The organism is Pontibacter saemangeumensis (genome assembly GCF_039541895.1).
GTDB lineage: Bacteria > Bacteroidota > Bacteroidia > Cytophagales > Hymenobacteraceae > Pontibacter > Pontibacter saemangeumensis.
This window is the reverse complement of record NZ_BAABHC010000005.1, coordinates 24,146-49,919: the sequence shown is the minus strand read 5'-3', so window position 1 is coordinate 49,919 and position 25,774 is coordinate 24,146. Positions and strand designations below refer to the sequence as shown.

The 25,774-nt window shown below is 53.9% G+C and carries 22 protein-coding genes; 7 read left to right on the top strand and 15 right to left on the bottom strand.

Annotation, left to right across the window (positions count from 1 at the left end):
- Nucleotides 1-45 precede the first annotated feature (45 nt).
- The 5 genes from ABD920_RS06515 to murI form a co-directional block, all read right to left on the bottom strand.
- Nucleotides 46-1,404 (bottom strand): GntP family permease, encoded by a 1,359-nt coding sequence (locus ABD920_RS06515; RefSeq protein WP_345157686.1) that lies wholly within the window; start codon nt 1,402-1,404, stop codon nt 46-48.
- An 18-nt stretch (nt 1,405-1,422) separates the two neighbouring features.
- Nucleotides 1,423-2,559 (bottom strand): glycerate kinase, encoded by a 1,137-nt coding sequence (locus ABD920_RS06510; RefSeq protein ID WP_345157685.1) that lies wholly within the window; start codon nt 2,557-2,559, stop codon nt 1,423-1,425.
- A gap of 329 nt (nt 2,560-2,888) precedes the next feature.
- A complete protein-coding gene (locus tag ABD920_RS06505) occupies nt 2,889-4,067 on the bottom strand; it encodes a glutathionylspermidine synthase family protein (RefSeq protein WP_345157683.1) in 1,179 nt (392 codons plus the stop codon).
- 29 nt (nt 4,068-4,096) lie between these two features.
- Nucleotides 4,097-4,645 (bottom strand): Cj0371 family chemotaxis-regulating polar lipoprotein, encoded by a 549-nt coding sequence (locus tag ABD920_RS06500; protein ID WP_345157681.1) that lies wholly within the window; start codon nt 4,643-4,645, stop codon nt 4,097-4,099.
- 143 nt (nt 4,646-4,788) lie between these two features.
- On the bottom strand, nt 4,789-5,604 hold the full coding sequence (gene murI / locus ABD920_RS06495) for a glutamate racemase (RefSeq protein ID WP_345157680.1): 816 nt from the start codon (nt 5,602-5,604) through the stop codon (nt 4,789-4,791).
- A gap of 324 nt (nt 5,605-5,928) precedes the next feature.
- Here murI and ABD920_RS06490 point away from each other — a divergent pair, with 324 nt between their 5' ends.
- The 3 genes from ABD920_RS06490 to ABD920_RS06480 all read left to right on the top strand — a co-directional run bounded on the left by ABD920_RS06490 (nt 5,929) and on the right by ABD920_RS06480 (nt 8,872).
- The gene (locus tag ABD920_RS06490; protein ID WP_345157678.1) at nt 5,929-6,429 is read left to right on the top strand and encodes an RDD family protein; all 501 of its coding nucleotides are present in this window, start codon (nt 5,929-5,931) and stop codon (nt 6,427-6,429) included.
- Between the two features lie 60 nt (nt 6,430-6,489).
- Nucleotides 6,490-6,663 (top strand): hypothetical protein, encoded by a 174-nt coding sequence (locus ABD920_RS06485; protein ID WP_345157677.1) that lies wholly within the window; start codon nt 6,490-6,492, stop codon nt 6,661-6,663.
- Between the two features lie 325 nt (nt 6,664-6,988).
- Nucleotides 6,989-8,872: an ABC-F family ATP-binding cassette domain-containing protein gene (locus ABD920_RS06480; protein ID WP_345157676.1), complete on the top strand. Its 1,884-nt coding sequence runs from the start codon at nt 6,989-6,991 to the stop codon at nt 8,870-8,872.
- A 71-nt stretch (nt 8,873-8,943) separates the two neighbouring features.
- Here ABD920_RS06480 and ABD920_RS06475 read toward each other — a convergent pair whose 3' ends face one another.
- From ABD920_RS06475 to ABD920_RS06460, 4 genes are all read right to left on the bottom strand, one after another.
- Entirely contained in the window at nt 8,944-10,062 is a 1,119-nt protein-coding gene (locus ABD920_RS06475; protein ID WP_345157675.1) for a hypothetical protein, read from the bottom strand.
- Nucleotides 10,063-10,301: 239 nt separating this feature from the next.
- Entirely contained in the window at nt 10,302-11,354 is a 1,053-nt protein-coding gene (locus ABD920_RS06470; RefSeq protein WP_345157674.1) for a sulfatase-like hydrolase/transferase, read from the bottom strand.
- Between the two features lie 637 nt (nt 11,355-11,991).
- Nucleotides 11,992-12,672 (bottom strand): hypothetical protein, encoded by a 681-nt coding sequence (locus tag ABD920_RS06465; protein ID WP_345157673.1) that lies wholly within the window; start codon nt 12,670-12,672, stop codon nt 11,992-11,994.
- 255 nt (nt 12,673-12,927) lie between these two features.
- On the bottom strand, nt 12,928-13,680 hold the full coding sequence (locus ABD920_RS06460) for a YebC/PmpR family DNA-binding transcriptional regulator (RefSeq protein WP_345157671.1): 753 nt from the start codon (nt 13,678-13,680) through the stop codon (nt 12,928-12,930).
- 653 nt (nt 13,681-14,333) lie between these two features.
- On the opposite strand from ABD920_RS06460, the gene ABD920_RS06455 reads away from it, so the two are divergent.
- Nucleotides 14,334-15,782, top strand: coding sequence for a DEAD/DEAH box helicase (locus ABD920_RS06455; protein WP_425568562.1), 1,449 nt, complete (start codon nt 14,334-14,336; stop codon nt 15,780-15,782).
- A 173-nt stretch (nt 15,783-15,955) separates the two neighbouring features.
- Nucleotides 15,956-16,564 carry a bifunctional nicotinamidase/pyrazinamidase gene (gene pncA / locus ABD920_RS06450; RefSeq protein ID WP_345157670.1) on the top strand — a complete coding sequence of 203 codons (609 nt, stop codon included), beginning with the start codon at nt 15,956-15,958 and terminating at the stop codon, nt 16,562-16,564.
- Between the two features lie 129 nt (nt 16,565-16,693).
- Here pncA and ABD920_RS06445 read toward each other — a convergent pair whose 3' ends face one another.
- Nucleotides 16,694-17,482 (bottom strand): polysaccharide deacetylase family protein, encoded by a 789-nt coding sequence (locus tag ABD920_RS06445; protein WP_345157668.1) that lies wholly within the window; start codon nt 17,480-17,482, stop codon nt 16,694-16,696.
- 651 nt (nt 17,483-18,133) lie between these two features.
- On the opposite strand from ABD920_RS06445, the gene ABD920_RS06440 reads away from it, so the two are divergent.
- Complete coding sequence (locus ABD920_RS06440) at nt 18,134-18,847, top strand: hypothetical protein (RefSeq protein ID WP_345157666.1); 714 nt, start codon at nt 18,134-18,136, stop codon at nt 18,845-18,847.
- Between the two features lie 113 nt (nt 18,848-18,960).
- Here the strand turns inward: ABD920_RS06440 and ABD920_RS06435 are convergent, their stop codons facing one another.
- The 5 genes from ABD920_RS06435 to rocF all read right to left on the bottom strand — a co-directional run bounded on the left by ABD920_RS06435 (nt 18,961) and on the right by rocF (nt 24,148).
- On the bottom strand, nt 18,961-19,893 hold the full coding sequence (locus ABD920_RS06435) for a 1,4-dihydroxy-2-naphthoate polyprenyltransferase (RefSeq protein ID WP_345157665.1): 933 nt from the start codon (nt 19,891-19,893) through the stop codon (nt 18,961-18,963).
- A gap of 97 nt (nt 19,894-19,990) precedes the next feature.
- Nucleotides 19,991-20,500 (bottom strand): glutathione peroxidase, encoded by a 510-nt coding sequence (locus ABD920_RS06430; RefSeq protein WP_345157664.1) that lies wholly within the window; start codon nt 20,498-20,500, stop codon nt 19,991-19,993.
- Between the two features lie 220 nt (nt 20,501-20,720).
- The gene (locus tag ABD920_RS06425) at nt 20,721-21,332 is read right to left on the bottom strand and encodes a T9SS type A sorting domain-containing protein (protein WP_345157662.1); all 612 of its coding nucleotides are present in this window, start codon (nt 21,330-21,332) and stop codon (nt 20,721-20,723) included.
- Nucleotides 21,333-21,386: 54 nt separating this feature from the next.
- Entirely contained in the window at nt 21,387-23,177 is a 1,791-nt protein-coding gene (gene argS, locus ABD920_RS06420) for an arginine--tRNA ligase (RefSeq protein ID WP_345157661.1), read from the bottom strand.
- On the bottom strand, nt 23,177-24,148 hold the full coding sequence (gene rocF, locus ABD920_RS06415; RefSeq protein ID WP_345157660.1) for an arginase: 972 nt from the start codon (nt 24,146-24,148) through the stop codon (nt 23,177-23,179). The genes argS and rocF overlap by 1 nt, the downstream gene beginning before the upstream one ends.
- Nucleotides 24,149-24,324: 176 nt before the next feature.
- Here rocF and ABD920_RS06410 point away from each other — a divergent pair, with 176 nt between their 5' ends.
- A complete protein-coding gene (locus tag ABD920_RS06410; RefSeq protein WP_345157658.1) occupies nt 24,325-25,719 on the top strand; it encodes a type III PLP-dependent enzyme domain-containing protein in 1,395 nt (464 codons plus the stop codon).
- The last annotated feature ends 55 nt before the right edge of the window (nt 25,720-25,774 follow it).

The following is a 25,774-nucleotide window of genomic DNA, read 5'->3' as shown; positions in this document are numbered from 1 at the left end:
ATATAGCCTCGGAAAATGCAGCAGGAAACCGATGCCGCCTGCCGTCTATACGAAAGCGTACCACAGCAGCATCGTTGCCACGATGGCAGCGATGCCCTGCATCAGCGTAGCCATGGTGTGCGCCTTGTAGGCATCCGTCACTTTCATGCCGCTGAATTGCGTGACCACCCAGAAATAGCTGTCGTTGACGTGGCTTACCGCCATGGCGCCAGCCCCGATGGCCATCACCACCAGGGCCAGAGGCACCGCTGTTACAATCCCCGCCTGCGCCAGCATGGGCGCCACGAGTGCCGAGGTAATCACCATGGCTGCCGTAGAAGAGCCTTGCGCCGTCTTTAAAGCCGCTGCTACAAAGAAAGGCAGCAGCAAGATAAAGGCACCGCTCACGGCTCCATCCCCCGCAAGGCCTTTTATCAGGTCCGCTACGGCGGTTGCTCTGATCACGGAGCCGAAGGCGCCGCCCGCGCCTGTCAGCAAGAGAATGATGGCGGCGTCTTTCAGGCCCTCACCGATCCAGCCTGTCAGCGTTTCCTCGTTCCAGCGCGGCATGAGCGGGAAAGCCGCAAACACGCCAATCAGCAAGGCCACGACGGGGGTGCCCAGGAAAAGGAGGAAATCTGCCAGCGCTCCGCCGTACTGCAGGTAGCTTACAATGGAGCCCATGGCGATCAGGAAAATGGGGAGGAAAATGGGTGTGAACGCTTTGGCGGTAGAGGGCAACACTCCGAATTCCTTCACCACCTCCTCGTAGCTATATGCCACTTCGTCTTCCCCTTCGATATGAATCGTTGAAGCGACTTTGACAGCCCATATATACCCCACCGTTACCACCGGGATAGCCACAAACAAGCCTATCAGTATAATGGTGCCAAGGTAGGCGCTGGCCCCGATGTTACCGGCAGCGGCAATAGGCCCCGGCGTGGGGGGCACGAGGGTGTGGGTGGCATATAAACCCGTTGCCAGGGCAATCGACATCGACGCCAGCGGGACCTTCGCCCGGTGCGCCAGCGATTTTTTGAGGCTGGAAAGGATGATATAGGCCGAGTCGCAGAAAACCGGGATACTCACGATCGCGCCAATCAGCGACATAGCCAGTTGCGGGCGCTTCTCTCCCACCACCCGCAGCACCACCTCCGCCATCCGCAGCGCCGCCCCCGACTTCTCCAGCATCTTGCCGATCACGGTGCCTGCCACAATCACGATGCCGATATAGCTCATCAGGCCGCCGAAGCCTTCGTTCACCGCTTTTACCACGTCGTTCAGTGGCACACCGGCGGCTATGCCCACACCGAAAGCGGCGATCAGCAAACCGAAAAACGGGTGGAGTTTAAACCGGGCTGTAGCCAGCACGATGAATCCTACGCCCAGCAGCAGAATCAGGATAAGCAAGGGGCCTTGTACCATGTAGATCGTTCGGGTGATTTAGTTTGATTCAGATGCTTTGTAGAGCAGGCGTGCGATGTTGCGTGCGCAGGAAAACAAAAGCGGCTGGGCGTTGGCAATGGCTTGCTCCAGGGGCATCGGCGCATTGGCAATAGAATGGCAGCTCACGAAATGCTCCAGCAGTTGCTCATGCCCTTTTCCCAATCCCCCCGAAATCAGAATGGTGCCGACGCCGTGCTTTTTCGCTAAACCCGCCACAAAAAAGGGAGCCTTGCCATATAAGGTCTGGAAGTCGCTTTGCCCCTCCCCCGTTATCACCCAATCCGAGGTTCTGATCTGGTCTTCCAGATTGGTTGCTTCCGCCACGACCTGCGCGCCGGGTATGATCTCCCCGCCCAATGCCAGGAAGCCAAAGCCCAGCCCTCCGGCCGCCCCTGCCCCGGGTATGTCCTGCAGCTGCACCTTCAGGTGGGCTTCTACCAGGCTGGCATACCGCTGCAGGCCTTTGTCCAGTTGCCGCACCTGCGCCTCGGTGGCCCCTTTCTGTGGGCCAAAGACAAAGGAGGCGCCGTTTGTGCCGCACAGCGGGTTTTCCACATCGCTGGCAATCCTGAACCTGCAGGACTTTAAGGCTGGATGAAGGTCCCTGAAATCCACTTTTACAATCTTCTGCAGCCCCTCTCCGGTCGGCTTTACATCATTCCCTTCCTGGTCGAGGAAGACAGCCCCCAATGCCTGGAGCATGCCAAGCCCCCCATCGTTCGTCGCACTCCCCCCCAGCCCGACAATAAACGAACGAATGCCTTTTTCAAGCGCTGCTGCTATCAGTTCGCCCACGCCATAGGTAGTCGTTCGCATCGGGTTCCGCTTCCCTTCGGGCACCATCGGCAAACCTGCCACCTGGGCCATCTCGATAACGGCCGTTTCCCCATCACCCAGTACGCCGTAGTATGTCCTTACCTCTTCCCCCAACGGACCCGTGGCTGTAGCCTCAAGCTTTTCGCCACTTGTCGCGAAAAGCAGCGCATCCAGCGTGCCTTCCCCCCCGTCCGCCATCGGGATCACCTCCACCCGTACCCCCGGGATTTCCATTTCAAGGGCTTCCCTGATCGTGAGGCCGACTTCGGCTGCGGTTAAGCTTCCTTTGTAAGAATCCGGGGCGACAACTATTTTCATGGAGCGTTTTTCAGTTATATCCGTTGGAGGTATAACTTACTAAACTATATAGAAGTAGCCTAATTCAGGCACCTTTTATATATGAATCGGTAAGGTTGATAAAAAGAAGTGGATTTTTAATAGCATATGCCAGTAGCAGTGCCGAAAGGCCTCCAAGCGTGCGCAGCGCCTGCGAGCGTATGGTTTATATATACTAAGCGCCTTTTATATATAGCCTCGGCCTTCCATCCAGACGCTCGCGGGACCTTCGGACTCCGCGAGGTCTTCATATATAACAGCTTGTTTATATATACTTGGGTGTATATAACTCATATAACTGCGCTTTATCTCTACCCCTCCACCACATGCGGCACGAACTGCGACAGGTTAGTGATAATGCCTTTCTCGCGGCGGAATCCGATGGCGCAGCCATCGCCAGACCAGAACACGCCCGCCTGGTACAGATAGCCCTGCTTGTCCCCGGGCAATTCGCACCAGCGCTGGTACACCTGCTGCTGGGCATCGTACTCGCCTTCCAACTTCGTGATGCGCACCCTGTCCACCACCTCCACGCTCTGCCCCTCGCGGCCAAAGTAGGGTTTGCGGATGTACTTGCCGCTCAAAGGCTGCAGATCGGCCTCTAACAGCAGCGGGTGGTATGGGTAGGCTTTCCAGAGCCACGCCAGCATGCCTTTGCTCTGGAATAGCAAGGTGTATGCCGGGTTGGCTATCACCACGTTACGGGTGCGGGAGAGCAGCGTCAGGCTTTCGAGCAGTTCCGGCTCCTCCCAGGCGATCTGCTCCCAGGGCAGCAGCTTAAACAGGAACGGGAACTGTTGCCACTGCTCCGACCCTACCTGCGCCCAGATGCCTTTCTCAGTTCCCTCCGTGGAAACGCTTATATCCTCTATCGGGCAGAGGTGCGCGTCGAAGCCGGCCTCCCGGGCAGCCTGGGCGATGACGGCGCAATTCGTTTCGTCTTCGGGGCTGGCCCCTATATAGGCAAGCAGCAGCGCGGGCGGCAGGTCGTCGTTGAGCATACGCCATGTCCTGAGTTGCGTTACCAGCGCTTCGTACAGACCGGAATACTGGTTGGCGTCTTTCTTACCGGCCGCTGCCAGGCTGGCCCACTGCACCACGGCCGTCTCCGGTATCGAGGTGGCGGTATCGGCGTTAAACTCCAGCAGTTTCGGGCCTTCCGGTGTCTGCGCCAGGTCGAAACGCCCGTACAGGTGCCAGTGCCGCTCGTCGTTCCACGACTGCCGCAACAGTGGCCAAAGGTTCTCGGGAATGCCCAGCACGTTCAGGAAAGCATCGGGCAGCTCGTCGGGCACAGCCTGCACCAGCATATCGTACAGCGTGTCGGCGGCATCCAGCAGCGCATCCGCCTCTTTCTCTGTCAGCACCACCGCCTCGCCGGGCACGTAATTCGCGCAGCCGTCTTCCACGCACCACTCCCAGCCCAGGCCACGCACAGCTGTTTCCACGTCGCCGCCATGGGTGGTCAGGCGCACAGTTCCTTTTTGCATATATAAATCTGTTTAGGCGAAGCGCTCCATCAGGCCCCGGCACCGCCGCTGCGGCCCCTGAAAAACCCGCTTCGGCCAGAAGCGGGCGCTGCCGCGCGCTGGCGGTAGGTTTGCACGTTCTGCCGCCAGGCATCGGTGCGGTTGATCAGGTTCGGGTTGGCGTAATAGCCCGCCCGCGGGGCCATGTTGCGGCCTGCCATATAGCCCAGGGCGCTCCACCACAGCACGCTGCTCATGCCGAAGCCCCCTTGCTGGTAAGTATTCTGGTTTTGGGAGAGGTCCTGCAGCCGGTTTTCCAGTTCCAGCCCCTGCAGCGTGTCCACGCGGCCGTCGCTGTACTTCAGGATCGCCATGCTCTTGCCTGGGGCGGTGGTGCGCTCATCCGTGATTTTCCACTGGTCGGGCGCCTCCTCCGTCATCTCGGTGATCACGCCGTCGGGCACCGCCACTTCGCTGCCGGAGTTCCATTCGTTCTGGCCCGAGCCGCTGTCGCAGCCTGTCAGGCCCATGCAGGCGGCTGCCGCTACAATAAAGGCGTTGCGCCTGAAGTCGCCGATAGAAAGATATCGCTTTTTCATAAGTTGTTTTGATGGAAGGGTGGTATGCCTTTTACGTGTAATCGGCAGGGGGCAGCCTGATTTTCACCAGTCGCATTACCACAGGATCCCTGTAGACGGTATATATAAACTATAACCCTGAAAGATTATCGGGCGCGGTGCGCCTACTCCCAAAGGGGGTAATGCTCGAGGTGCACCTGGCGCCTGAAGAAGATGCGGGTACTTTCCTCGAAAGAGCGGGTGAAGTCGGACACGTAAAACGTGTGGTCGCCCGTTAGCCGCTCTGAAGCCAGGCCCTGTTCTTCCAGGTACGCCTTTACATGCTGCGCTACAATCTGGCTGGCGTCCAGCACGTCCACTTTCCCCTTATAAAAATTCTCTATCTGCTTTTTGATGAGCGGGTAATGCGTGCAGCCCAGGATGAGCGCCTCTATCCCTTCCAGGGCCGGATCAGAGAGGTAGGCATGGATCACACTCTCGGAGATAGAGTCGTTGAAAAAGCCTTCCTCTATCATGGCGGCCAGCAGCGGGGTGGCATGCGACTTCAGGGTAATGCCCAGGTCAAGCTCATCCACCTTCTTGCGGTACACATTCGAGTTCACCGTTTGCTTCGTCCCGATAAGCCCGACCGTTTTGTGAGGGTACAGCCGACCGATGTGTTGCACAGTGGGGTCGATCACGTTCAGCACCTTGGCCTTGCTGCCCACATATTCCTTCACCAGCTCGTAGGCCGCCGCCGATGCCGAGTTACAGGCAATCAGAATCAGCTTGCAGTTTTGCCTGATCAGCAGGTCGCAGATTTTAATGGCATAGGCCTGAATGGCCGCTGTCGATTTATCGCCGTACGGCAGGTGGGCCGTATCACCGAAATACAGGATGCGCTCGTTCGGCAGCACATGGATGATTGCCTGCGCCACCGTAAGCCCGCCGATGCCGCTGTCAAAAATTCCGATCGGCCTTTGTCTCTTGTTGTCCACCATCGAGAGCGAATTTAGCTAAAAAAAGGCAAAAGCCATCCCGGCTAATAAAAACTGCCCGTCTACTGATTTACCGCTTCTCTTTGATATCATTATCCCCTCCGCAAAGTTAAATTATAACAACCCACATTAATAAATAGTGAAGAGTAAAATAAATTATATGTAAGAATTTGTTAGATTAGAACAATATAGTAAATTCGATCATCAGTAGCACGGCACCACCTACCCGGTGAAAAACCGCATTGAAAAATGCAGGTTTTTCACACCGCAGCACATTCCGGACAGACGTAGCAGAGTAAACAACAAGCGTAAAACAGCACCAGCGGTATGCAAAAGACTTTTACTTTACAGACACCTACGATAAAGAGTTCTGCCTTGTACGGCAGCCTCACAGCGCGCCTTATCGCTTTTCTGGTGGATACCACGCTACTGGTGTTTTCGTACTCCTTTGTGCTCTACGGAATCAGCGATACGACACAGCAACTCTACAGCTGGGAAAACATGTTCCAGAGCGGGGAAATCCTGAAGCAGTTGGTGGCGGTAAGCAAAATGGTGTTTTACAACCCTTACTTCCCCGTGATACACTGGCTCTATTTCACGGTGCTGCAATCGTCGCTGAAGCAGGCCACCATCGGCAAATTCACGCTGGGCCTGCGGGTAACCGATCTTCGCGGCAAGCGCATCAGCTTTGCCCGGGCCAATTTCCGCTACTTCGCCAGGGCTCTTTCCGTGCTGCCGCTCTGCCTGGGTTTCCTGCTGGTGCTCTCCACCCGCCGCAAGCAGGCGCTGCACGACTACATCTCGGGCACGGTGGTAGTTACAAACTGACCGTTCCCCAAAAATTGCATGGTTGCACCTCCTCTCTTTCAAGAACAGGATATATAGTTGTTGAAACTAATCGAAAGCAGGATTATTATAAGGTTTACCCCAACCCGTTTTCACGGGATACTGGACTACGTGGTGGGCCTGTTTTTTATAGCGTACCGCTGGCTATTCGGTTTTTCAGACGTGGCCTGGGTAACCTGGACCATCGTGCTAGCAGGTGTTGCCGCACCACTGTAAACTATATTCACGATTTTGAAGTGGGTATCATCCACAAAGTCCCGATGCAGCCGCACCTGATGGTTGATTTTGGGCTGGGTGTTATCCCGGTACTGTCTCCATGGATGTGTTTCTTTGCAGACCAGGTATATGCCCCACACCTGATCGGGGGTATTTTCTTCGCTGACCACGCACCGTGTGCCCAGCGAGTCGTATAGAAGACCCCACCCGCAGCACAACACCGTGCGCTAAACGCGTAACTGTTACTAATAAAACAGGCTGGCCCAGTGGCTGGCCTGTTTTATTTTGGGTGCACCTGTGCCGATAAATGCGTAAATTTGCACCTATGAATTTTTTATCAGCAGACAATATATCAAAGAGCTTCGGCGACCGCTGGCTTTTCAAAAACCTGAGTTTCGGCATCAGCCAGGGCCAGCGCATCGTTTTGGTGGGTGTGAACGGCTCCGGAAAAACCACCCTGTTGAACGTACTGGCGGGTTACCTTCCCCCTGACGAGGGAAGCGTGAGCGTCCGGAAAGAGGTGAGCATCGGCTACCTGGGCCAGAATCCGGTCTTCGACGAGGAGCTGACCGTGCAGCAGAATATTTTCTCCGGCCAGAACGCCACCCTCGACCTGATACGGGACTACGAGGCTGCCATGGCCGACCCGCATACCAGCGGGGAGCAGATGCAGGAACTGATGGAGCGCATGGACGAGCTGCAGGCTTGGGATTTTGAGGTGAAGGTGAAGCAGGTGCTCTCTAAACTGGGCATCAACGACCTGAACGCCGTAGTGAAAAACCTGTCGGGGGGGCAGCGCAAGCGCGTGGCCATGGCGCGGGTGCTGATAGACGAGCCGGATATGCTGATCATGGACGAGCCGACCAACCACCTGGACCTGGACACCATTGAGTGGCTGGAGGGCCTGCTGTCTACTCAAAACACAACGCTGCTGATGGTAACCCACGACCGCTATTTCCTGGACAAGGTGGCAAACGAAATCGTGGAGCTCGACAACGGGGAACTATATACCTACAAAGGCAATTACAGCTATTTCCTGGAGAAGAAGGCAGAGCGCGAAGAGGCGGCCGTAGCCGAGACCGAGAAGGCGCGCAACCTGATGCGCAAGGAACTGGAGTGGATCAGGCGGATGCCGAAAGCCCGGGGCACCAAAGCCAAATACCGGGTAGACGCCTTTGAGGAACTGAAAGAAAAGGCAGCGAAAAAGGTAACCGGCCCGCAGATGGAACTGTCCGTGAAAACAACGCGTCAGGGCGGCAAAATCATGGAGGTGGAGCACATCTCCAAATCCTTCGACGGCAAGATGCTCGTGGAGGATTTCACCTATGTGTTCAAGAAGAAAGACCGCATCGGCGTGGTAGGGCCAAACGGGGCCGGGAAATCCACGTTCCTGAATATGCTGACGGGCAAGCTGGCCCCGGACACAGGCACGATAGACGCCGGGCAAACTACCGTTTTCGGCTACTATACCCAGGACGAGCTGACGTTTAAAGACGACCAGCGGGTGATTGACATTGTGAAGGAGATCGCGGAAGTGGTGGAGATGGCCAACGGCGAGGTGATCACGGCGAGCCAGTTTCTGCAGCACTTCCAGTTTGCGCCGCCACAGCAGTACACCTTCGTGAGCAAGCTGAGCGGCGGCGAGAAGCGCCGCCTGCAACTGCTGCGGGTACTCATCAAAAACCCGAACTTCCTGATCCTCGATGAGCCGACCAACGACCTGGACATCATCACGCTGAACATCCTGGAAGACTTCCTGCTTAATTTCGGGGGCTGCCTGCTCATCGTGAGCCACGACCGTTATTTCATGGACCGGCTGGTGGAGCACCTTTTCGTGTTTGAGGGGGAGGGCAAAATACGCAACTTCCCGGGCAACTACACCGACTACCGCGAGTGGCAGAAAGAGCAGGAGCGCCAGGAGAAACAGGAGCTGGAGACGAAGAAAACCGCTGTACCTGCGGTGGAGAAGAAAACCGAGCAGCCAGGAAACAGGCGCAGGGCCACCTTCGCAGAGCAGAAGGAGTACGAGCAGTTGGAAAAAGAACTTGCTAAGCTGGAGAAGCGGAAATCAGAGCTGTTTAACATTATGAACGCCGGTACCACCACCGACCACGAACAGCTAACGGCCTGGGCAAAGGAATTGAAGCAGATAAACGACGCGTTGGAGGAGAAGGAATTCCGCTGGCTGGAGCTGGCTGAAATAATCTAAATTCTTCACAGGCGCGTATCTGAAGCCATATGGAAAGCAGGCAGGGAAACACGCACGTTATCCTGCCTGCTTTATTTTAACCCCTTCACGACCACGTAGCCTTTCTGGTTCTTTTGCCCGACCCGCACGATTTGCCTGTCAAAATCTTTGGGGTCTGTTATGATTTCGTAGAAGTCATCTAAAAACTTCAGGGTCATCCGCTGGGTGCTTTTCTCTAAATAAGGGAAGTTTCGGTAGAGGTCATAGATCGCCGCACGCTTCGCCTTGAAAGTGCTGATGACCTCCGCGTAAACCGGCTCCGGGAAATCGTAGCCCCTGTACAGCCGCTGCCGCACCGAGGAAATGCCTAACTCCGGCGGCGGAATGGCATAGGGCGGCGCCACAATGCCGGAATAGTCGAAATCATAAGGCACGGGATAAGGCGCCCTTAGGGAGTCGAGGGACAGCAGTTTGATGTTGTGGCGGTAAGGCACAGACCAGTCGGTGTTCCCGATCATATACTGGAAAACCGCTAAGGTGGCCATCGACTTCATTTCTGTTCCCTCCATGCCGAGGGCGAGTTCTTTCGGCACGATCCTGCCCTTGTTTCTCCTGGCCATTTCGTTGTCGTCCTCTATCAGGAAAGCGAACTTTGTCTCTTCTTTCCGTTTGCTTTTCACGTCCTCGTACTCCACCCGGCAAAGCCTCACCCTGAAGCTCTTATCCGTCAGCAGGTTATACGCTTTATAGACCAGGAACTCCCTATGTATATAGTCCTCGTTCAGGCAGTGGGTCACCATCTTCACTTTATTCACATGCTCGAAAGGGGTGCCTTTTGTTGTCTTGCGGGCGAAGTTGAGGAGTAACGGCGGGAACCGGCATGTCTGCGTTTGTCGGCGGTGGTTTCCCCGCACCATTACTTTCAGTTTCACAGCCTCCTCCTCACCAGCAGCATTTTTATAGACCAGGGTCGCCGGGTGGTAACCCCTTTCATCACCGCGGTCTTTGAGCAGCGCCTCGTAATCGAGCGCAAGCCTAAACTGAAGGACATCCCCGTCTGTATACAGGGGATTCTCAATATCTTCTGCTTCACCGCCAGCCTGTAGCGCAGCATCCTGCCTCGTTCGCTCATCCGACACCTGTGCCAGAACAGGGAAAGGCAAGCTAACGAATAGGGCCAGTATATATATAAACCTGTGGATACTTTTCATTCCGGTTTAAAAAAATGCTTTACAGGAGCACGCCGACGAATCAAGTCATTGCATTTAGGAGGAGGTCCGGCACCTGCTCGGACAGGCCATAAATGCATGATGTGTAACCAATAGAACACGGGTGAATATTCAGCCCGATTATATACAGAGCGCAAATAACATCACCTGAAAGCCAGGTATCTGTTCATGTAACATTAGGCAAGAGCCATCGATACTTGGGTTTGCCTGGGGCGCAGCAGCTAAGGAAGCATTCCCTCCTTGAATAAATCCCTGATTACCCGCCCCTTCAAAACCGATTTCTCCATGCTGCGCACCACAACTAGGGAGTCTTTCGCAGGCACCGCAAGGGTAGAGTCGGCCGCAACAGCTACTACCGTTGTGTCCAGTCGGGGAACGACTACCGTGGAGTCCATTTTAAAGCCAAGCAGCTTACCGACGGTGGGGGCGATATCCACTAAGGTGTAGGGTGTCTCCGGCTCTGCTCCTTTTTTGAAATCGGGTCCTAACGCCAGCAAACTGATTTGCTGGCAGCCTTTGCAGTTGTCGCCATGCTCCTGCCAGCCGCCGTCAATTCCGTCCAAATGCCGGCCATGGTCGTTGGTGACCAGCAGGGCGGTGCTTTTTCGATAGTGTTCATCTTTGCTCAGGAAGTCCCAGAGGTCTTGCACATACCGGTCGCTCCTGTAGATCCCTCTGATATAGTAGGCCTGGTTGCCGGCGTGCGCAAACCCGTCCGGTTCCATAAAATTGATGAGCATCAGGTTCGGTTTATGCTCCGTCAGGATCCGCTTGGCCTCCACCAGCGTCAGCGAGTCAGCCCGGTACCCTGTGCCGGGGCCGTTGACACCGCTGTTCACGGAGGGCAAAAACTGATCATGCCACAGCGAGTCCGTGGTGTTGGCCAGGATGTGCAGTTTATCTTTGCTGGTCACGAGCCAGGCGGCGGTGGCAGGCTTCCCTGTTTGTTTCAGCCAGTACTGGAAGATGGAGGGGTTGGCAGGAAACTCCTCCCCGTAATTATCGATAGGCTGGTTTACGCCAGTGGTAATTGCCGCGTGCCCCGAGTTGGTATAGGTAAACCCGTCGTTGAGAAAATTGCTGAGGAAAACGCCCTTCGGCTTTAGCACGGTCGACATGTTGGGGATCAGCCCGGGCGTGTTGCCCCATGTCTCTGAATACCGGGGGCCATCAATAACTACGATCACCACGTTCTGCGTTTTCAGGCCCTTCCCGCTCTTGGAGGCGGTAAGGCTGCAGGCAGGAAGGAACCCCAGCAGGAAAGCGGCTAACATGCAATAGCATATACAGGCGAACGTGTTTATGCGGCTCCTTTTTCTCGTGATCGGAGAGTTATATGCCTCCATAGCCATAACAACATTTACAGGATAAATTGACCTATACTTATATACGAGTAAGAAAAAATATAAGCCACTCCTATACTAAAGAGAATCTATATATAAACACCTGTATTTCAGAGACATCAAGTTGGCATTAACCCGCAAAGGCCGCGTTTTCCCGCATAGCGGGCAGGGGGCTAACCAAAGGTAAAATCACGCCTTCGAAACTTCCCTTCGATGCAGAATGAAGAATTGTTTTTTGGATGAGACAAGGCAAAGAGGCGCGCGGCAGGAAAGGGGATACAAATAAGCGAAAATGAGCTATGGAACGCTACAATGCCTTCTATATAGCAACAGGCGAAAACCTTTTGCTATATAGAAGGTGAGATTTGGAAAAAGAGAGGGTAAAAACCAACCTTATATATGATATAGCACCAGCCCTATATCAATTATGATACTTAGCTTGATAAGCAGGGATGACCGATCCATGCATATAATTAACCGGAAAACATATGCTGAATCAACCAGGTGCTGTGGCGTATATGCAGTCCTATATGGCTGTGCTTTTCCTTCCAATCAGATGACAGCCTGGCTAATGCGTCAGTTCGGGGCTGATCTGGAATCCGAGCTTCCGCGGCTTGCTCAGCTGCGAATTCTCTAACTTTTGCTTTAGGGTGATGCGCTCGATGTCGCTGACATCCTGCCCCATCAGGTCGTTGTTCACGGAGGCTATCATGGCGCTTTCAACGATCAGGCGCAGGTTCTTGTCATTGACGATGTTTCCCTGGATGTTCGTGATTTTCTCCTTAGGCAAGTCCAGCTGTTTCACCCCCTCGATGCAGAAGTGCTTCTCGATGTTCACCAACATGCGTCCTACCAGGTACCCCGGGTCATCCAGGCGGTTGTACTTGATGGTGTCGGCCATAAAATTATAGGCCATGATGTGCCCGAAAAACCTGCGCCTGAAGTCCTCCTCCACATACTCGCTTCGCATGATCTCGTAATCTTCCGGAAATGTGATGATGTTGGAGTGCATCACAAACACCAGCAGGTCGCCTGAGAACTTGATCTGGAACTCATGCTCCCCGATGTTCCGGTACTCAATCAGTATTTCCGCGTCCTGCTTTGTGATCCGCTCAGTCAGCTCTTCCACCAATTTTTGCGAAATTACCTTCAGGCGGTCAAAGGTCTCTTTAGTATAGCGGTAAATGGCCTGCTTTGTCTTCGACTTCTGGTGCAGCCCGTTTACAATATCATCTAATTTATCTTCCATAATCTGTCGCAGTAGCGCAATTTGTAAATAGGACGTTCTATTTAACCCTTTCGAGCCGAACTTTGTTCTCCTGCTCCCGCTGAAGCCCTGTAAACCAGAGACTAATATCTTACTAGTGTCAGATGCCGCTTCAGCGTCTCAGCCCGAAGAGTCGTACGCAGGCGGGGGCAACAGTGCTGCCTGCTCCTGCCCTGCCACCCGGAAAGCCACCTGCCGCAGCCCGTGCTCCGCAGCAGTCTGCCGATAGAGGGTGCGCTACTCCAGTACGGCCAGCACCTCTTCGCTCAGCTCCAGGTTGTGGTACACTTTCTGCACATCGTCATCGTCTTCCAGCGCGTCCAGCAGGTGCAGGATTTTTCGCACGGCCTCGGGATCTTCCACCGTGACGGTGGTTTGTGGGATCCGCTGCAGTTCTGCGCTTTCCAGCTCCAGGTGCAGCGCTTCCACCTGCTTCTGCATGGCCCCGAAATCCTCCATGGCACAGTAGATGGTGATATGCCCGTCTTCGAACACCACCTCTTCGGCGCCGCCGTCTATCAGTTGCAGCGTCAGTTCCTCCTCGTCCAGGGGCGGCTCCGGGTCGCGCCTCACCACAAAAACGCTTTTCCTATCGAACAGGAACTCGACCGAGCCGTTGGTGCCCAGGCTGCCGTTGCCTTTGTTAAAGACGGTGCGGAGGTTCTGGACCGTGCGGTTAATGTTATCGGTGAGGCACTCGATGAACACGGCCACCCCGTTGGAGGCATAGCCCTCGTATGTCACCTCGCTGTAGTCGCCTCCGGTGCCCTCGCCTTTCTGTATGGCGCGCTCTATGTTATCCTTGGGCATGTTGGCGGCCTTGCTCAATTGGATGGCCAGGCGCAGGCGCGGGTTGCCGTCGGGGTCCGGGCCGCCCGCCTTCGCCGCTACCGTGATCTCCTTGATCAGCTTGGTGAAAACCTTGGACCGTTTGGCATCCAAGGCACCCTTTTTACGCTTGATCTGCGACCATTTGTTATGTCCTGACATATGCTATATATTTCATGTGAGAAAGCTAATACAGACAGGCAGTCTGCTACAGAAACACGTCAAGTGTGTGCATTGATTCCGGCGGATACACAAAAGAGCAGCCCCGCTCCTGTAGCGAGGCTGCTCTTTCCGTTTTGTTTCCTATGTTAAAACGCTACTCTATAGCAGTAACATAAAGATGGCGTTTACGATGTTCAATCCTACCAGCAAAAAGAAGTTAGGTGATTCCTGTATAACTTTTTTCATGACTATATATAATGTATTATATATTTATTTAGACGCTTTCTTTTTTTTCAATTATAAGCAGTTTTACGCCTGCGGCGGTGCAATGTTGCGCCGTCTATGACTTTTTAAATAAATATCTAAATATATAGATTAACATATTTAGATCAAATGCTTCTTTTCTGCCCCTATTACCCCTCTTCGTGCTATAAAACGGTGAACAATGCCACTTCATATTTTGCACTCGCGAATATTAGAGCAAATTAAAACAAATAATAGTACTATCCCAATTGAATTTAAATATTTCAAGAGAAAATGTTTCATAGGTGCACGACTGGAAAAAAGCCATAATTTTAGTATCTTTACCCTGCAGACGCTCTGTGTAAAGCATATACAGGAGCCGCGATACCAAACACAAAATCAACCAGACTTTGAATTTCAGTTCTTTTAATTTACACGAGGATGTAACAACGGGAATAAACTCGATGGGCTACAACAGCCCCACTCCCGTACAGGAACAGGCCATTCCGCTTATACTTGAAGGCCAGGACATGATTGCCTGCGCCCAGACCGGCACCGGCAAAACGGCGGCTTACCTGCTTCCCCTCATCGACCGGATTTCCCATGGCAATTACGACCACACCAGTACCCTGATCCTGGTGCCGACGCGTGAGCTGGCCAAGCAGATAGACGAGCAGGTGGAAGGCTTCGGCTACTTTGCCTCCGTTTCCTCCATCGCCATCTATGGCGGCAACAAAGGAGACGACTGGGACCTGCAGAAGCGTGCCCTTACCACGGGAGCCGACATCATCATCGCCACACCGGGCCGTTTGCTTTCGCACCTGGCCATGGGCTACGTGAAGCTGGACCAGCTGAACCACCTGGTGCTGGACGAGGCCGACAAGATGCTGGATATGGGCTTTATGGACGATCTCCTGAAAATCATCAGCCAGCTGCCGAAGAAGCGCCAGACGCTGCTCTTCTCTGCTACTATGCCGCGCAAGATCCGCGACCTGGCGCAGCAGATTCTGCAAAACCCGGCTGAGATCAACCTGGCGGTCGCCAAACCGGCCGAAGGCATTGACCAGCGCATCTACCTGACCTATGATAACCAGAAGCTGCCCCTGCTGGAGCACATCCTGCGCGAGCTGGACGTGCAGAGCATGATCATCTTCACGTCCCGCAAATCGAATGTGAACCCGATTGTGCGGTCGCTGCAGAAGCTGAAGTTCACTGCCGAGGGCATCTCCTCGGATATGACGCAGGACGAGCGCGAGAAGGCCCTACAGGGTTTCAAGAACAAGCAGTACCAGATTGTGGTGGCCACCGACATCCTCTCCAGGGGCATCGACATCGACAGCCTGAGCCACGTCGTGAACTTCGACATGCCGCAGGACGCCGAGGACTATGTGCACCGCGTGGGCCGCACGGCACGCGCCGCCTCCACGGGCATGGCCATTACGTTTGTGAACGAGAAAGACATGTACCGTGTGCAGAAGGTGGAGCGCCTGATAGAGCGTGAAGTGCCCAAGCTGCCACTGCCGGATGATTTCGGACCTGGACCGGCCTATGACCCGGGCAAACGCCATGACGGCGGCAGCCCCCGCCACAGAAGCGGCGGACGCCCCGGCGCTGGAGGCAAAGACCACCGGAGCAAGCACCATGGTGGAGGCAGCAAGCACACAGGCAGGCGCCACGAAGACGGCAACAGCAGGCCGATAAAGCCAGCGAGCCATACCCCGCGCCCGCAGGGCGAGGGAGAAGCGGCCGTAGCAGTTGGAGGAGGCGAAAAAAAGAAACGCAACAACCGCAACCGCAATAGAAACCGTGGTGGCGAAGGCAACAAGCCGCAGGGCGAAAACCAGCAGCCCGCCTCTTAAAGGCAGCATACAAACAGAGAGAGCCGCTTTTTGGAAGCGGCTCTCTCTGTTTTATGTAATACCATATACTTACCCTCCACTCGGTATTCACCCAAACGCAGGAAAACCTTGATGAGGCAGTTGCATTCCCCTATCTTTGCGGCGACCGTACACGAAGCGAACATTTATTATATATGCGTGCTTTACTCCTAATTGATATACAAAATGATTTTCTGCCGGGAGGCGCACTGGCTGTGCCCGATGGGGACGCCATTATCCCCATCGTAAACAGGCTGCAGGAGCAGTTCGGGCTGGTGGTGGCGACGCAGGACTGGCACCCGCAAAACCACAGGAGCTTTGCCTCGCAGCACGCCGGCAAAGAGGTGTATGATGTGGTGGAGTTGCAGGGGCTGGAGCAGGTGCTCTGGCCGGACCACTGCGCGCAGGGCACCGCCGGGGCTGATTTTTCGAAAGAACTCCGGATGCACAAGGTAGAGGCGATCTTCCGCAAGGGCATGGACCCTGAGATTGACTCCTACAGCGGCTTCTACGACAACGGCCACCTGAGAAGCACCAGCCTGGCCGACTACCTGCGCAGCAAGGATGTCACGGAGGTGTACCTTGCCGGGCTGGCCGCCGATTACTGTGTCTACTACTCTGCGAAAGACGCCCTGCAGGAGGGTTTCAAAGCCTATATCATTGAAGACGCAACCCGCGCCATCAGTCCCGAAGGGTTCGAAAAGGCGAAGCTGCATATTACAGCCGGTGGCGGGGAAATCGTGCAAAGCCACAGCATTCTGTAACATGCTTTTCAAGGCGCTGCAGGAGGCTTTCCCAATTGATTGGCGCAACGCAAGCAATTTATATCCTGGCCCCTTCTCGCTGCCCCGTTCGGAGCAGGTATAGAACAGGAGGCGCTTTTAGCTGCCGGTTTATTTAACGGTGCTGTTGGCCTTAATGTACTGCGCCGCTTCTATGAATGTGGGATTCCAGATGTTCTTCTCATTGTCTTTCAGAAAGCGCAGCAGTTTCCGGTGCGCGTCGAGCGATACGTTTAAGGAGTGCTCTCCGCCCACGCCGTGAAAAAGGAACACGATCATGCTTTTGGTTTGCATCGCCTTTTTTACCAGCGCGATCAACTCCTCCCCGGTTTGGCCATTGATCATATAGGAACCCACATTATATAGGTCAGTCGCCTTGTTCGGTATCATTTCGCCATGCACCCCGCGCGCGGCAACAAGGTCATTTTTAAGGGAATCTATATAGGAGGCACCGTCAACCCTTGTGTCGCCGCACGGATAGGCAAACGTACGCTCCCGTTTCCCGTCAAGTGCCTGCAGCACGGCGTTGGTCATTTTAATCTCATCGGTGATGCGGCGAACAGAATACGTGGCAAGGTCATACTCCGGTGTGACAAAGCCCCTGCCCGGCTGGCTTCCATTACATGGATGGAAAAGCGTATGGTTCGCCAACTCATGCTTGTTGGCGGCCACCTTTTCCCATTCGCCCAGGCGCTTTGTGAAAGCCGGCGACGCGGCAGTCAGAAAGAAGGTCCCTTTCAGCTGCAAGGAATCCAGGGCAGGAACAGCCTGATCCAGGTGCACATTCAGCGCGTCATCATATGTCAGCACAACCGCAGCCTGCTTCTTATGCCAGTTCTGCCCACTTACAGAGAAAGCATACAGGCACAGTAAAAACACAAAGGCTCTCTTCAAAAACATATTGTCTCTTTATTGTTTAACTTCTTTCCTATTCTATTCAGCCTTCAACATAGGTGCTTATTCACAACGCTGAGGCAGGCTTTCCTAGCAGTATAGTTTGTGAAAGTAGTCATAATCGTGAAAAACTACTACCGCAAATTCAGAAGCCTTAAACATAATGCATTGTTATCAAAAAGCATACAGTGTCTAAACAAGAAGTCTTTAATCCAAAATAGTGATAGGTGACAGGCGCTCCCTGCCTTGTACTGGTAAAGAAGCAGGATCCGCTATTTTGTTTATCGTGCTTTAGCTTTTAAGTCAGCGATATGGGCAAAGAAGAAGGGAATAGGTCTGAAAGAGAGCACTGGTACTTCCTGTGCCAAGCCGGAAAAAACGCGTGCGCTTATATGTACAGCAACGCCAGAAGAACTGGCGCGGCATCAAAATGATGACCTAAAAGGTGGCGAAAGCACGGGCGGAAACAGCACGCATCAGGCTATGGCGTTCAGGTTTATATATACAAACCTGGTTTTTGGAAGGGTTCAAAATATGCGCTAGCCTGTGAGGAGACCAGAAACTGCGCCCGGATAAATCTTTTCCCCTGCAAAAGAGTTATCTTTATAGATAAGAGCTTGATAAACTTTAACTTTTGTCACATTTAACTTTAGGCTTATGAAAAAGATTGCATGGTGCCTTTTGCTGTTGCTGAGCGGCAGCGGCTTCGCACTGGCCCAGGATGCGCCCTCCTCCTACCGGGTGAAAGGCGGAGAGGATGCGGCAAAAGTGATCCCCAACCAAATCAAGTACCGCTACCCCTCTTTCCAAAAGGGTAAGGTGGTCTATATAAATGGCAGTTCCTCACCTGCGATGATCAACTACAATTTCCTGCTTGAAGAAATGCAGTTCATCGACCCGAAAGGTGACACGATGTCCATGGCCGGCGGGCCGACGATCCAATCAGTCCTCGTCGGGGAAAGCACCTATTTATACAATACACAGGAGGGCTTCCTGGAAGTGGTAGCGGATAACAGCCGAGTAAAGCTGGGGAAGAGACAAAAGCTGGGGTTTGCAGGAGCTGAAAAGGTAGGAGCCTACAACCAGTCATCGGGCGCCTCTTCCATCAGGAACACCAGCACCTATGTAGATGCAAACAGCAAAGGGTACAAGCTGGTGCAAAAAGGGGATGTCTTATTCACGGAGAAAGTGGATTACCTGCTGGTAGACCAGAACAACCTGTTCTACAAGGTAAACAAGGCCAACCTGTTGCGACTGTTCCCGGCGCATAAAAAAGAAATTTTGGGATATTTGAAGGAGCATTCCCCGGACCTGAACGATGAGGAGGACCTGAAAGAACTGCTCCGGTTCTGCAACGGGCTGGAGGCGTGATGGAGTCCCAGTGCTGACTTTTTTCCACACGAGACCCGCTTCGCTTGTTTATAGAGGAAAGCCGGCGATTGCCACTGGGTGCTGCCGGCTTTGCTTTAGAGCGCCATCAAAAGTCACACCACCTGCCCGATCCCGAACAGCAGCACGAACAGCAGCGTGGTAAGGGCCATCTGCTTCAGGTAAGGGTCCAGTTCCGGCGCCGTTTGCTTGCGCCACACGTTCAGGCCGTTTGCCACCACCAGCGGCAGCGCCAGCACAAACAGCAGCTGCCATATACTGTAAAACGTAAGCACCACATATAGAACAGCGCTCAACACGCCGCCCAGCAGCAGCACGAGGTGGTAGATACGCGCCCGCTTTGGGCCCAGGCGCACCGGAATTGAGTTTTTACCGGCCAGCGTGTCCGACTTGATGTCGCGGATGTTGTTGACGTTGAGCACCGCCGTGGCGAAAAAGCCGCAAACCAGCGCGGGCAGCAGTACCTCCGCCTGCAGCTCCTGCGCCTGCAGAAAATAAGTGCCCAACACGCCTACCAGCCCAAAAAACACGAACACGGCTATATCGCCGAGGCCTGCGTAGCCATAGGGCTTGTCACCGGCCGTGTAATTGATGGCCGCCCATATGGCGGCCAGCCCGAGTACCAGGAACACCAGGAAGAGCAGCAGCCCTTCCGCTCCAAAAGCCACCCACAGCAGCGAGAGCCCCGACACCAGCGAGAGCAGGCTGAACACCAGCATGCCCTTTTTCATATGCGCCGCCTGTATATGGCCGGCTTGCACTGCGCGCTTCGGCCCTTCGCGGTGCACGCTGTCGGCACCGTGCTTTGAGTCGCCGTAGTCGTTGGCGAGGTTCGACAGGATCTGCAGGAACAGCGTGGTGAGTACGCAAAGCGCGACAACGGTGCCGTTGAAAACCCCGTGGGCAGCCGCCATAAACCCGCCCATGCCAATGCAAGATAGCGCCAGCGGCAGCGTGCGGGGCCTAAAAGCCGAAATCCAGGCCTTTGCCAGACCTGGATTCGGGGATATATGTTCGGTGGTGTCCAATTTATATAGGATGCTTTTGCTATTCTACCTCATACAACAGTCCTATATAGCTAACTGGGAAATTGCCACGAGTCAGGTCAGCTATATAGGCCGTGCTCTATTGCCTGATGGCTGCCAGCAGTTCCTCGCCCATCGGCTTTGCCTTCGACGGGAAAAATGCGACCACCTGGCCCTCTTCATTCACCAGGTATTTACAGAAGTTCCAGCTCGGCTCCTCCTGGTTGGGGCTATGCTGCTGCAGCCACACATACAGCGGGTGCTTGTCCTGGCCCACCACCGACACCTTCTCGAACATCGGGAAAGAGACCCCGTAGTTTTTCTGGCAGAAAGAGGCGATCTCCTCGTTGCTGCCGGGCTCCTGGCCGCCAAAGTTATTCGCCGGGAAGCCCAACACGACAACCTCGTTGCCAAGCTGCTCGTGCAGTTGCTGCAGCTCGGCATACTGCGGCGTAAAACCGCATTCGGAAGCGGTGTTCACCAAGAGCACTTTCCTGCCTTTGTACTGTGAGAAGTCAACGCTTTTGCCATCCAGGGTTTTCATCTGGAAGCCATAGAAGTCACTGGCCTGCGCAGTGGTGCTTGTGTTTGTTTTCGTTTCTGTTGCCATCGTATCTGTGGTTAAGGTCTTGCTTGCGCCATCCTGGCAAGCGACAAAAGCAGTGAGCAGGCCCATTAGTGCTGCCACCTGCATTAAAAAAGTAGACGTGTTCGTCATTATGGTATCAAATATATGTAATGGGTAATTTTAACAGGCAGACCGGCAGTATGTTTATATATGTCGGCATAAGCGTCAGCAGCTACAACTTTGCAGTGTTGGGCATAGGTAATTATTCTTTTATGAATTTATACACCTTTTTATCTTTCCCATATGCAGCAAACACCATATAGATTCCTTTTGGGTATTCTGGTAATGCATAATTGATAATGAATGAATCCACGTTTTTTAGATGATTGCGCCGAAGCAGCCTTTTTCCAGTAGTACTAAATATTTCAATCTGCATCATTCCTCTGGACTTATCATCCATGCTAATGGTAAGGCTTGAATCAGAAACTGGGCTGCTAACATTTACTTTCTCTAAGAATTTCTCTGAGTGCGCCTGTAAGATGACGGTTTTGAGTCCGGACTCATTATAACCTTTCTTAGTAAGGTGGAACTGAAGTACCGTATCCTGCTTTTGGAGAGGTATGGGTTCGTTAATTCTCATTGTAAATGCAGCATTATTTACAGAGTAGAACATGTCAGCGTCTGAAACTTCCGAGACAGCTGTAACTATGTTAGGAAGGGTATCGGCTATGATATAGTAAACTGAATCAGAAATGGCTACTCCACTTATATCATTCATCGCTACTTTAATGTCAGGAAAGTTTGGATTTGATTCATCTTGGCAGCTAAAGCAAATAGCAAGTAAAATCAGCATTGCAGCCTTCATTGTTCTCATATATCTTTTCTATTCACTTTTGCCTACCAGCAGCATATATAAATCTTCCAAAACCTACATGCGCTCCGGCACCTCGATGCCCAACAGGCGCATGCTGTGGCGGATAAAGCGGGCTACCATCGCGGAGAGGGCAATGCGAAAATTGCGCGCCTGCTCGTCATTCTCGTTGAAGATGGACACCTCCTGGTAAAAGCGGTTATACGCCTTGGCCAGTTCATAGGCATAATTGGCCACGATGGAAGGCGCGAACAAACTGCCGGCCTCTTTTACCACCGCCGGGTAATTCACCAGCTGGATGATTACCTCCTGCTCCGTCTCATGCAGGCTCGCCACTTTATCGAAATTCGCCACATCAACGTTGATGCCCATTTCGGCTGCCTTGCGCAGAATGGCGGATATACGGGCGTGCGAGTACTGGATAAACGGGCCGGTGTTTCCCCGGAAATCAATCGACTCCTGCGGGTTGAACAGCATGCGCTTTTTCGGGTCCACTTTCAGCAGGAAGTACTTGAGCGCGCCCATCGCCAGCGTATGATATAGCTCCTGCGCCTGCTCCGGCGTGAAGCCTTCGATCTTGCCCAGTTCCTCTGTCTGCTGGCGCGCCGTGTCCACCATCTCCTGCACCAGTTCGTCGGCGTCCACCACGGTGCCTTCCCTGGATTTCATCTTGCCGGACGGCAGATCCACCATGCCGTAAGACAGGTGGTATATACCCTCTGCATAAGGTTTCTGGAGTTTCTTGAGCGTGGCGGCCAGCACCTGGAAATGGTAATTCTGCTCATCGGCCACCACGTACACCGACTGGTCGTAGGGGAAGTCGTTGTACTTGAGTTCCGCGGTGCCCAGGTCCTGTGTGATATAGACGGAAGTGCCATCGGCGCGGAGCAGCAGCTTCTCATCCAGCCCCTCCTCCGTCAGGTCTACCCACACCGAGCCGTCCGGTTTCTTAAAGAAAACTCCCATCTGCAGGCCTTCCTCCACGCGCTCCTTGCCCAGCATATAGGTCTCGGATTCGTAGTAAAACTTGTCGAAGTCAACGCCGATGGTCCGGTAGGTCTCCTCGAAGCCGGTATATACCCAGCCGTTCATCTTCTTCCAGAGGTTAACCACCTGCGCATCGCCCTGCTCCCATTTCAGCAGCATGTCCTGTGCCTGCAGCATGAGCGGGGCCTTTTTCTTGGCTTCCTCCTTGTCGGTGCCCTGCGCCACCAGCTCTTCTACCTGCTCTTTGTACGCCTTGTCGAACAGCACATAGTACTTGCCCACCAGGTGGTCGCCTTTGATGGCGCTGCTCTCCGGTGTCTCGCCATTGCCGAATTTATCATAGGCCAGCATCGACTTGCATATATGGATGCCCCGGTCGTTCACCAGGTTCACCTTCATCACCTCGTGGCCGTTTGCCTTCAGGATTTCGGAGGTGGCGTAGCCGAGGAAGTTGTTGCGCAGGTGCCCGAGGTGGAGCGGTTTGTTCGTGTTGGGGGATGAATACTCCACCATCACTTTCCGCCCGCTCGGTTCGCCCTGGCCATAGTCGGCGTCCTGCATCAGGTTGCGGAACAGGCGCAGCCACTCGGTTTCTTCTATCTCCAGGTTCAGGAAACCTTTTACCACATTGAAACCGCGGACTTCGGCGGCGTTCTCTTTCAGGTACTCGCCCAGCGCCTGCCCAATCTGCTCCGGGCCCTTGCCCGCTTGTTTGGTATAGGGGAAGGTAACGAAGGTGAAAGAGCCTGCGAATTCTTTGCGGGTTGGTTGCAGGGCCACCTGGCCGGCGTCAACTGAAATAGAAAACAAGGCCTGCAGCGCCTCGCTGATGTGCTGGCTTAGGGCGTTTTGAAGTAGCATTAGTGTATCGCTGTACTTTTAGATTCTCGGTGTAGGATAGCGGCAGTCGCCGTTTCCAGTATTTCGAAGGCGTTCTCGGCCATCGTGTTCTCTGTGTCTAGGGTCGGGTTGATCTCGGTCATCTCATAGCACACCACGCGCGGGTCCTGCAGCAGGAGGTAATTTAACTGCTTCGCCTCCTCCACGGTCAGGCCGATGGCTACGGGCGTTCCGGTGCCTTTTGAGAATTTGGAGTCCAGGCTGTCCACATCAAACGAGACATAGATGATGTCGCAGCCGCGCAGTCGCTCCAGCGCCTCTTTTGCCACCTGCTTTGCCCCTTTCTGCGTGAACTCGGCGTACGTGTAGTTCTTGATTCCCAGTTTCTCCATCAGGTAATCCTCAGGCTCCTCGGTGTCGCGCACCACGATATAAACCAGGTGCTCTGGCCGCAGCTTCGGGCCGTCGAAGCCCAGCTTTTTGAGGGAGTTCCAGAAGAAAACAGTTTCCGGGGCGGGCTCGTTTATCTGGCGGTCCAGGTTGTCGATGTTCAGGGCCATGGCCAGCGGCATGCCGTGCACGTTGCCCGAGGGCGAGGTGTACGGCGAGTGGATATCGGCGTGGGCATCGATCCATATCACCCCCAGTGTCTTGTCCGGGTAAGCCGCCTTGATGCCGGCGATGGTGCCGTGGGCATTGGAGTGGTCGCCAGAGAGCACCAGCGGGAACATGTCGATGGCGATGGTTTGCTCCACGGCGTTCGCGATGTTCTTCTGCACCGTCAGGATGCTGTCGATGCGGTGCGCATTCGGGAACATGTCCTTGTCGAACAGGGTGTAGTTGAGGTCGGGCACACTGACGGAGTTGAAGCGCTTGAAGTAGTCAGAGCCCTTGTCCCAGCAGGCCACCCGCAAGGCTTCGATGCCCATGCTGGCCCCGCGTGTCCCGGCTCCCAACTCAGACCTTACTTCTATCAGCTTAATTTTTTTCATAAATTGTCGTTAGCTCCTCAGCGGCCCTTGTGGAACGCCTGTGCGCTTTTCCACCGGCTTTGCTGCCCGATTCTGAAATATATCAGGGCGCGCGCTACATAATCCGAACAAAGTTTTTGCAAAGATGGTAAATAACGAACAATATTGCATTTTTTCTTATATCACTGCCCCCGTAAATGGATAAATACACAGACCTCATACACCAGACTTTCGACTTCCCCACGGAAGAGTTCCAGGTTGTTGACAATGCGCTGCATTTCAACGGCATTCCGCTGATGGACATCATCAAAGAGTACGGCACACCTCTCAAATTAACATACCTGCCCAAGATCAGTTCCCAGATTCAGAAGGCAAAGCGGTTGTTTGCTGAGTCGATGGAGAAGCTGGATTACAAGGGCACCTACACCTACTGCTACTGCACCAAGGCCTCGCACTTCTCTTTTGTGATGGAGGAGGCCCTGAAGAACGATATCCACATCGAGACCTCCTCGGGCTATGACATGCAGATTGTGCGCGCCCTTTACAAAAAAGGCAAGCTCGACAAGAACACCTACATCATCTGCAACGGCTTTAAGCGCGAGCGCTACCGCCACTGGATATCAGAGCTGATCAACGAGGGCTTTGTGAACTGCATGCCGATCCTGGACCACCTTGGCGAGATAGACTATTACAAAGAGCATGTGAAAGTGAAAACGAAGGTGGGGATGCGGCTGGCGTCGGACGAGGAGCCGAAATTCGAGTTCTATACCTCCCGCCTGGGCGTGCGCTACAACGACGTGATCGACCTGTACGAGAAGCAGATAAAGGACGACCCGCGGTTTGAGCTGAAAATGCTCCACTACTTCATCAACACGGGCATCAAGGACACCTCCTACTACTGGTCTGAGCTGAGCCGCTTCCTGCGCAAATACTGCGAACTGAAGAAGGTCTGCCCGGAGCTGGACACGATCGACATTGGCGGCGGTTTCCCGATCAAGACTTCTATCCAGGTAGATTACGATTACAAGTATATGATCGGGGAGATCCTGCGCATCATCCAGCGCATCTGCGCGGAGGAAGGCGTGCCGCAGCCGAACATCTTCACGGAGTTCGGGATTTTCACGGTGGGCGAGAGCGCCGCGAACATATATTCGATTCTGGACGAAAAACTACAGAACGACAAGGAACTATGGTATATGATCGATGGTTCCTTTATCACGAACCTGCCGGATGCGTGGGCCCTGAACCAGCGCTGGCCGCTGCTGGCCGTCAACCACTGGGACAAGGAGTACCGCAAGATACAGCTCGGCGGCATGACCTGCGACAGCCAGGATTACTACAACTCCGAGATGCACTCGTTCCAGGTGTTTTTGCCGAACATCCCGAAGGGCGACCCGCTGTACATCGGGTTTTTCCACACGGGCGCTTACCAGGAGCAGCTGAGCGGTTATGGGGGCATCAAGCACTGCCTCATCCCCTCGCCGCAGCACATACTGGTGGACCGCGATGAAAACGGCGACATTATTACGCGGCAGTTTGCGCCGGAGCAATCGCCGGAGTCGATGATGAAAATTTTAGGCTACGAAGTATAGGAAAGTCCAACAAAGGGGAGCATATTCGCCCCGTCTTGGCTATATATAATATAAA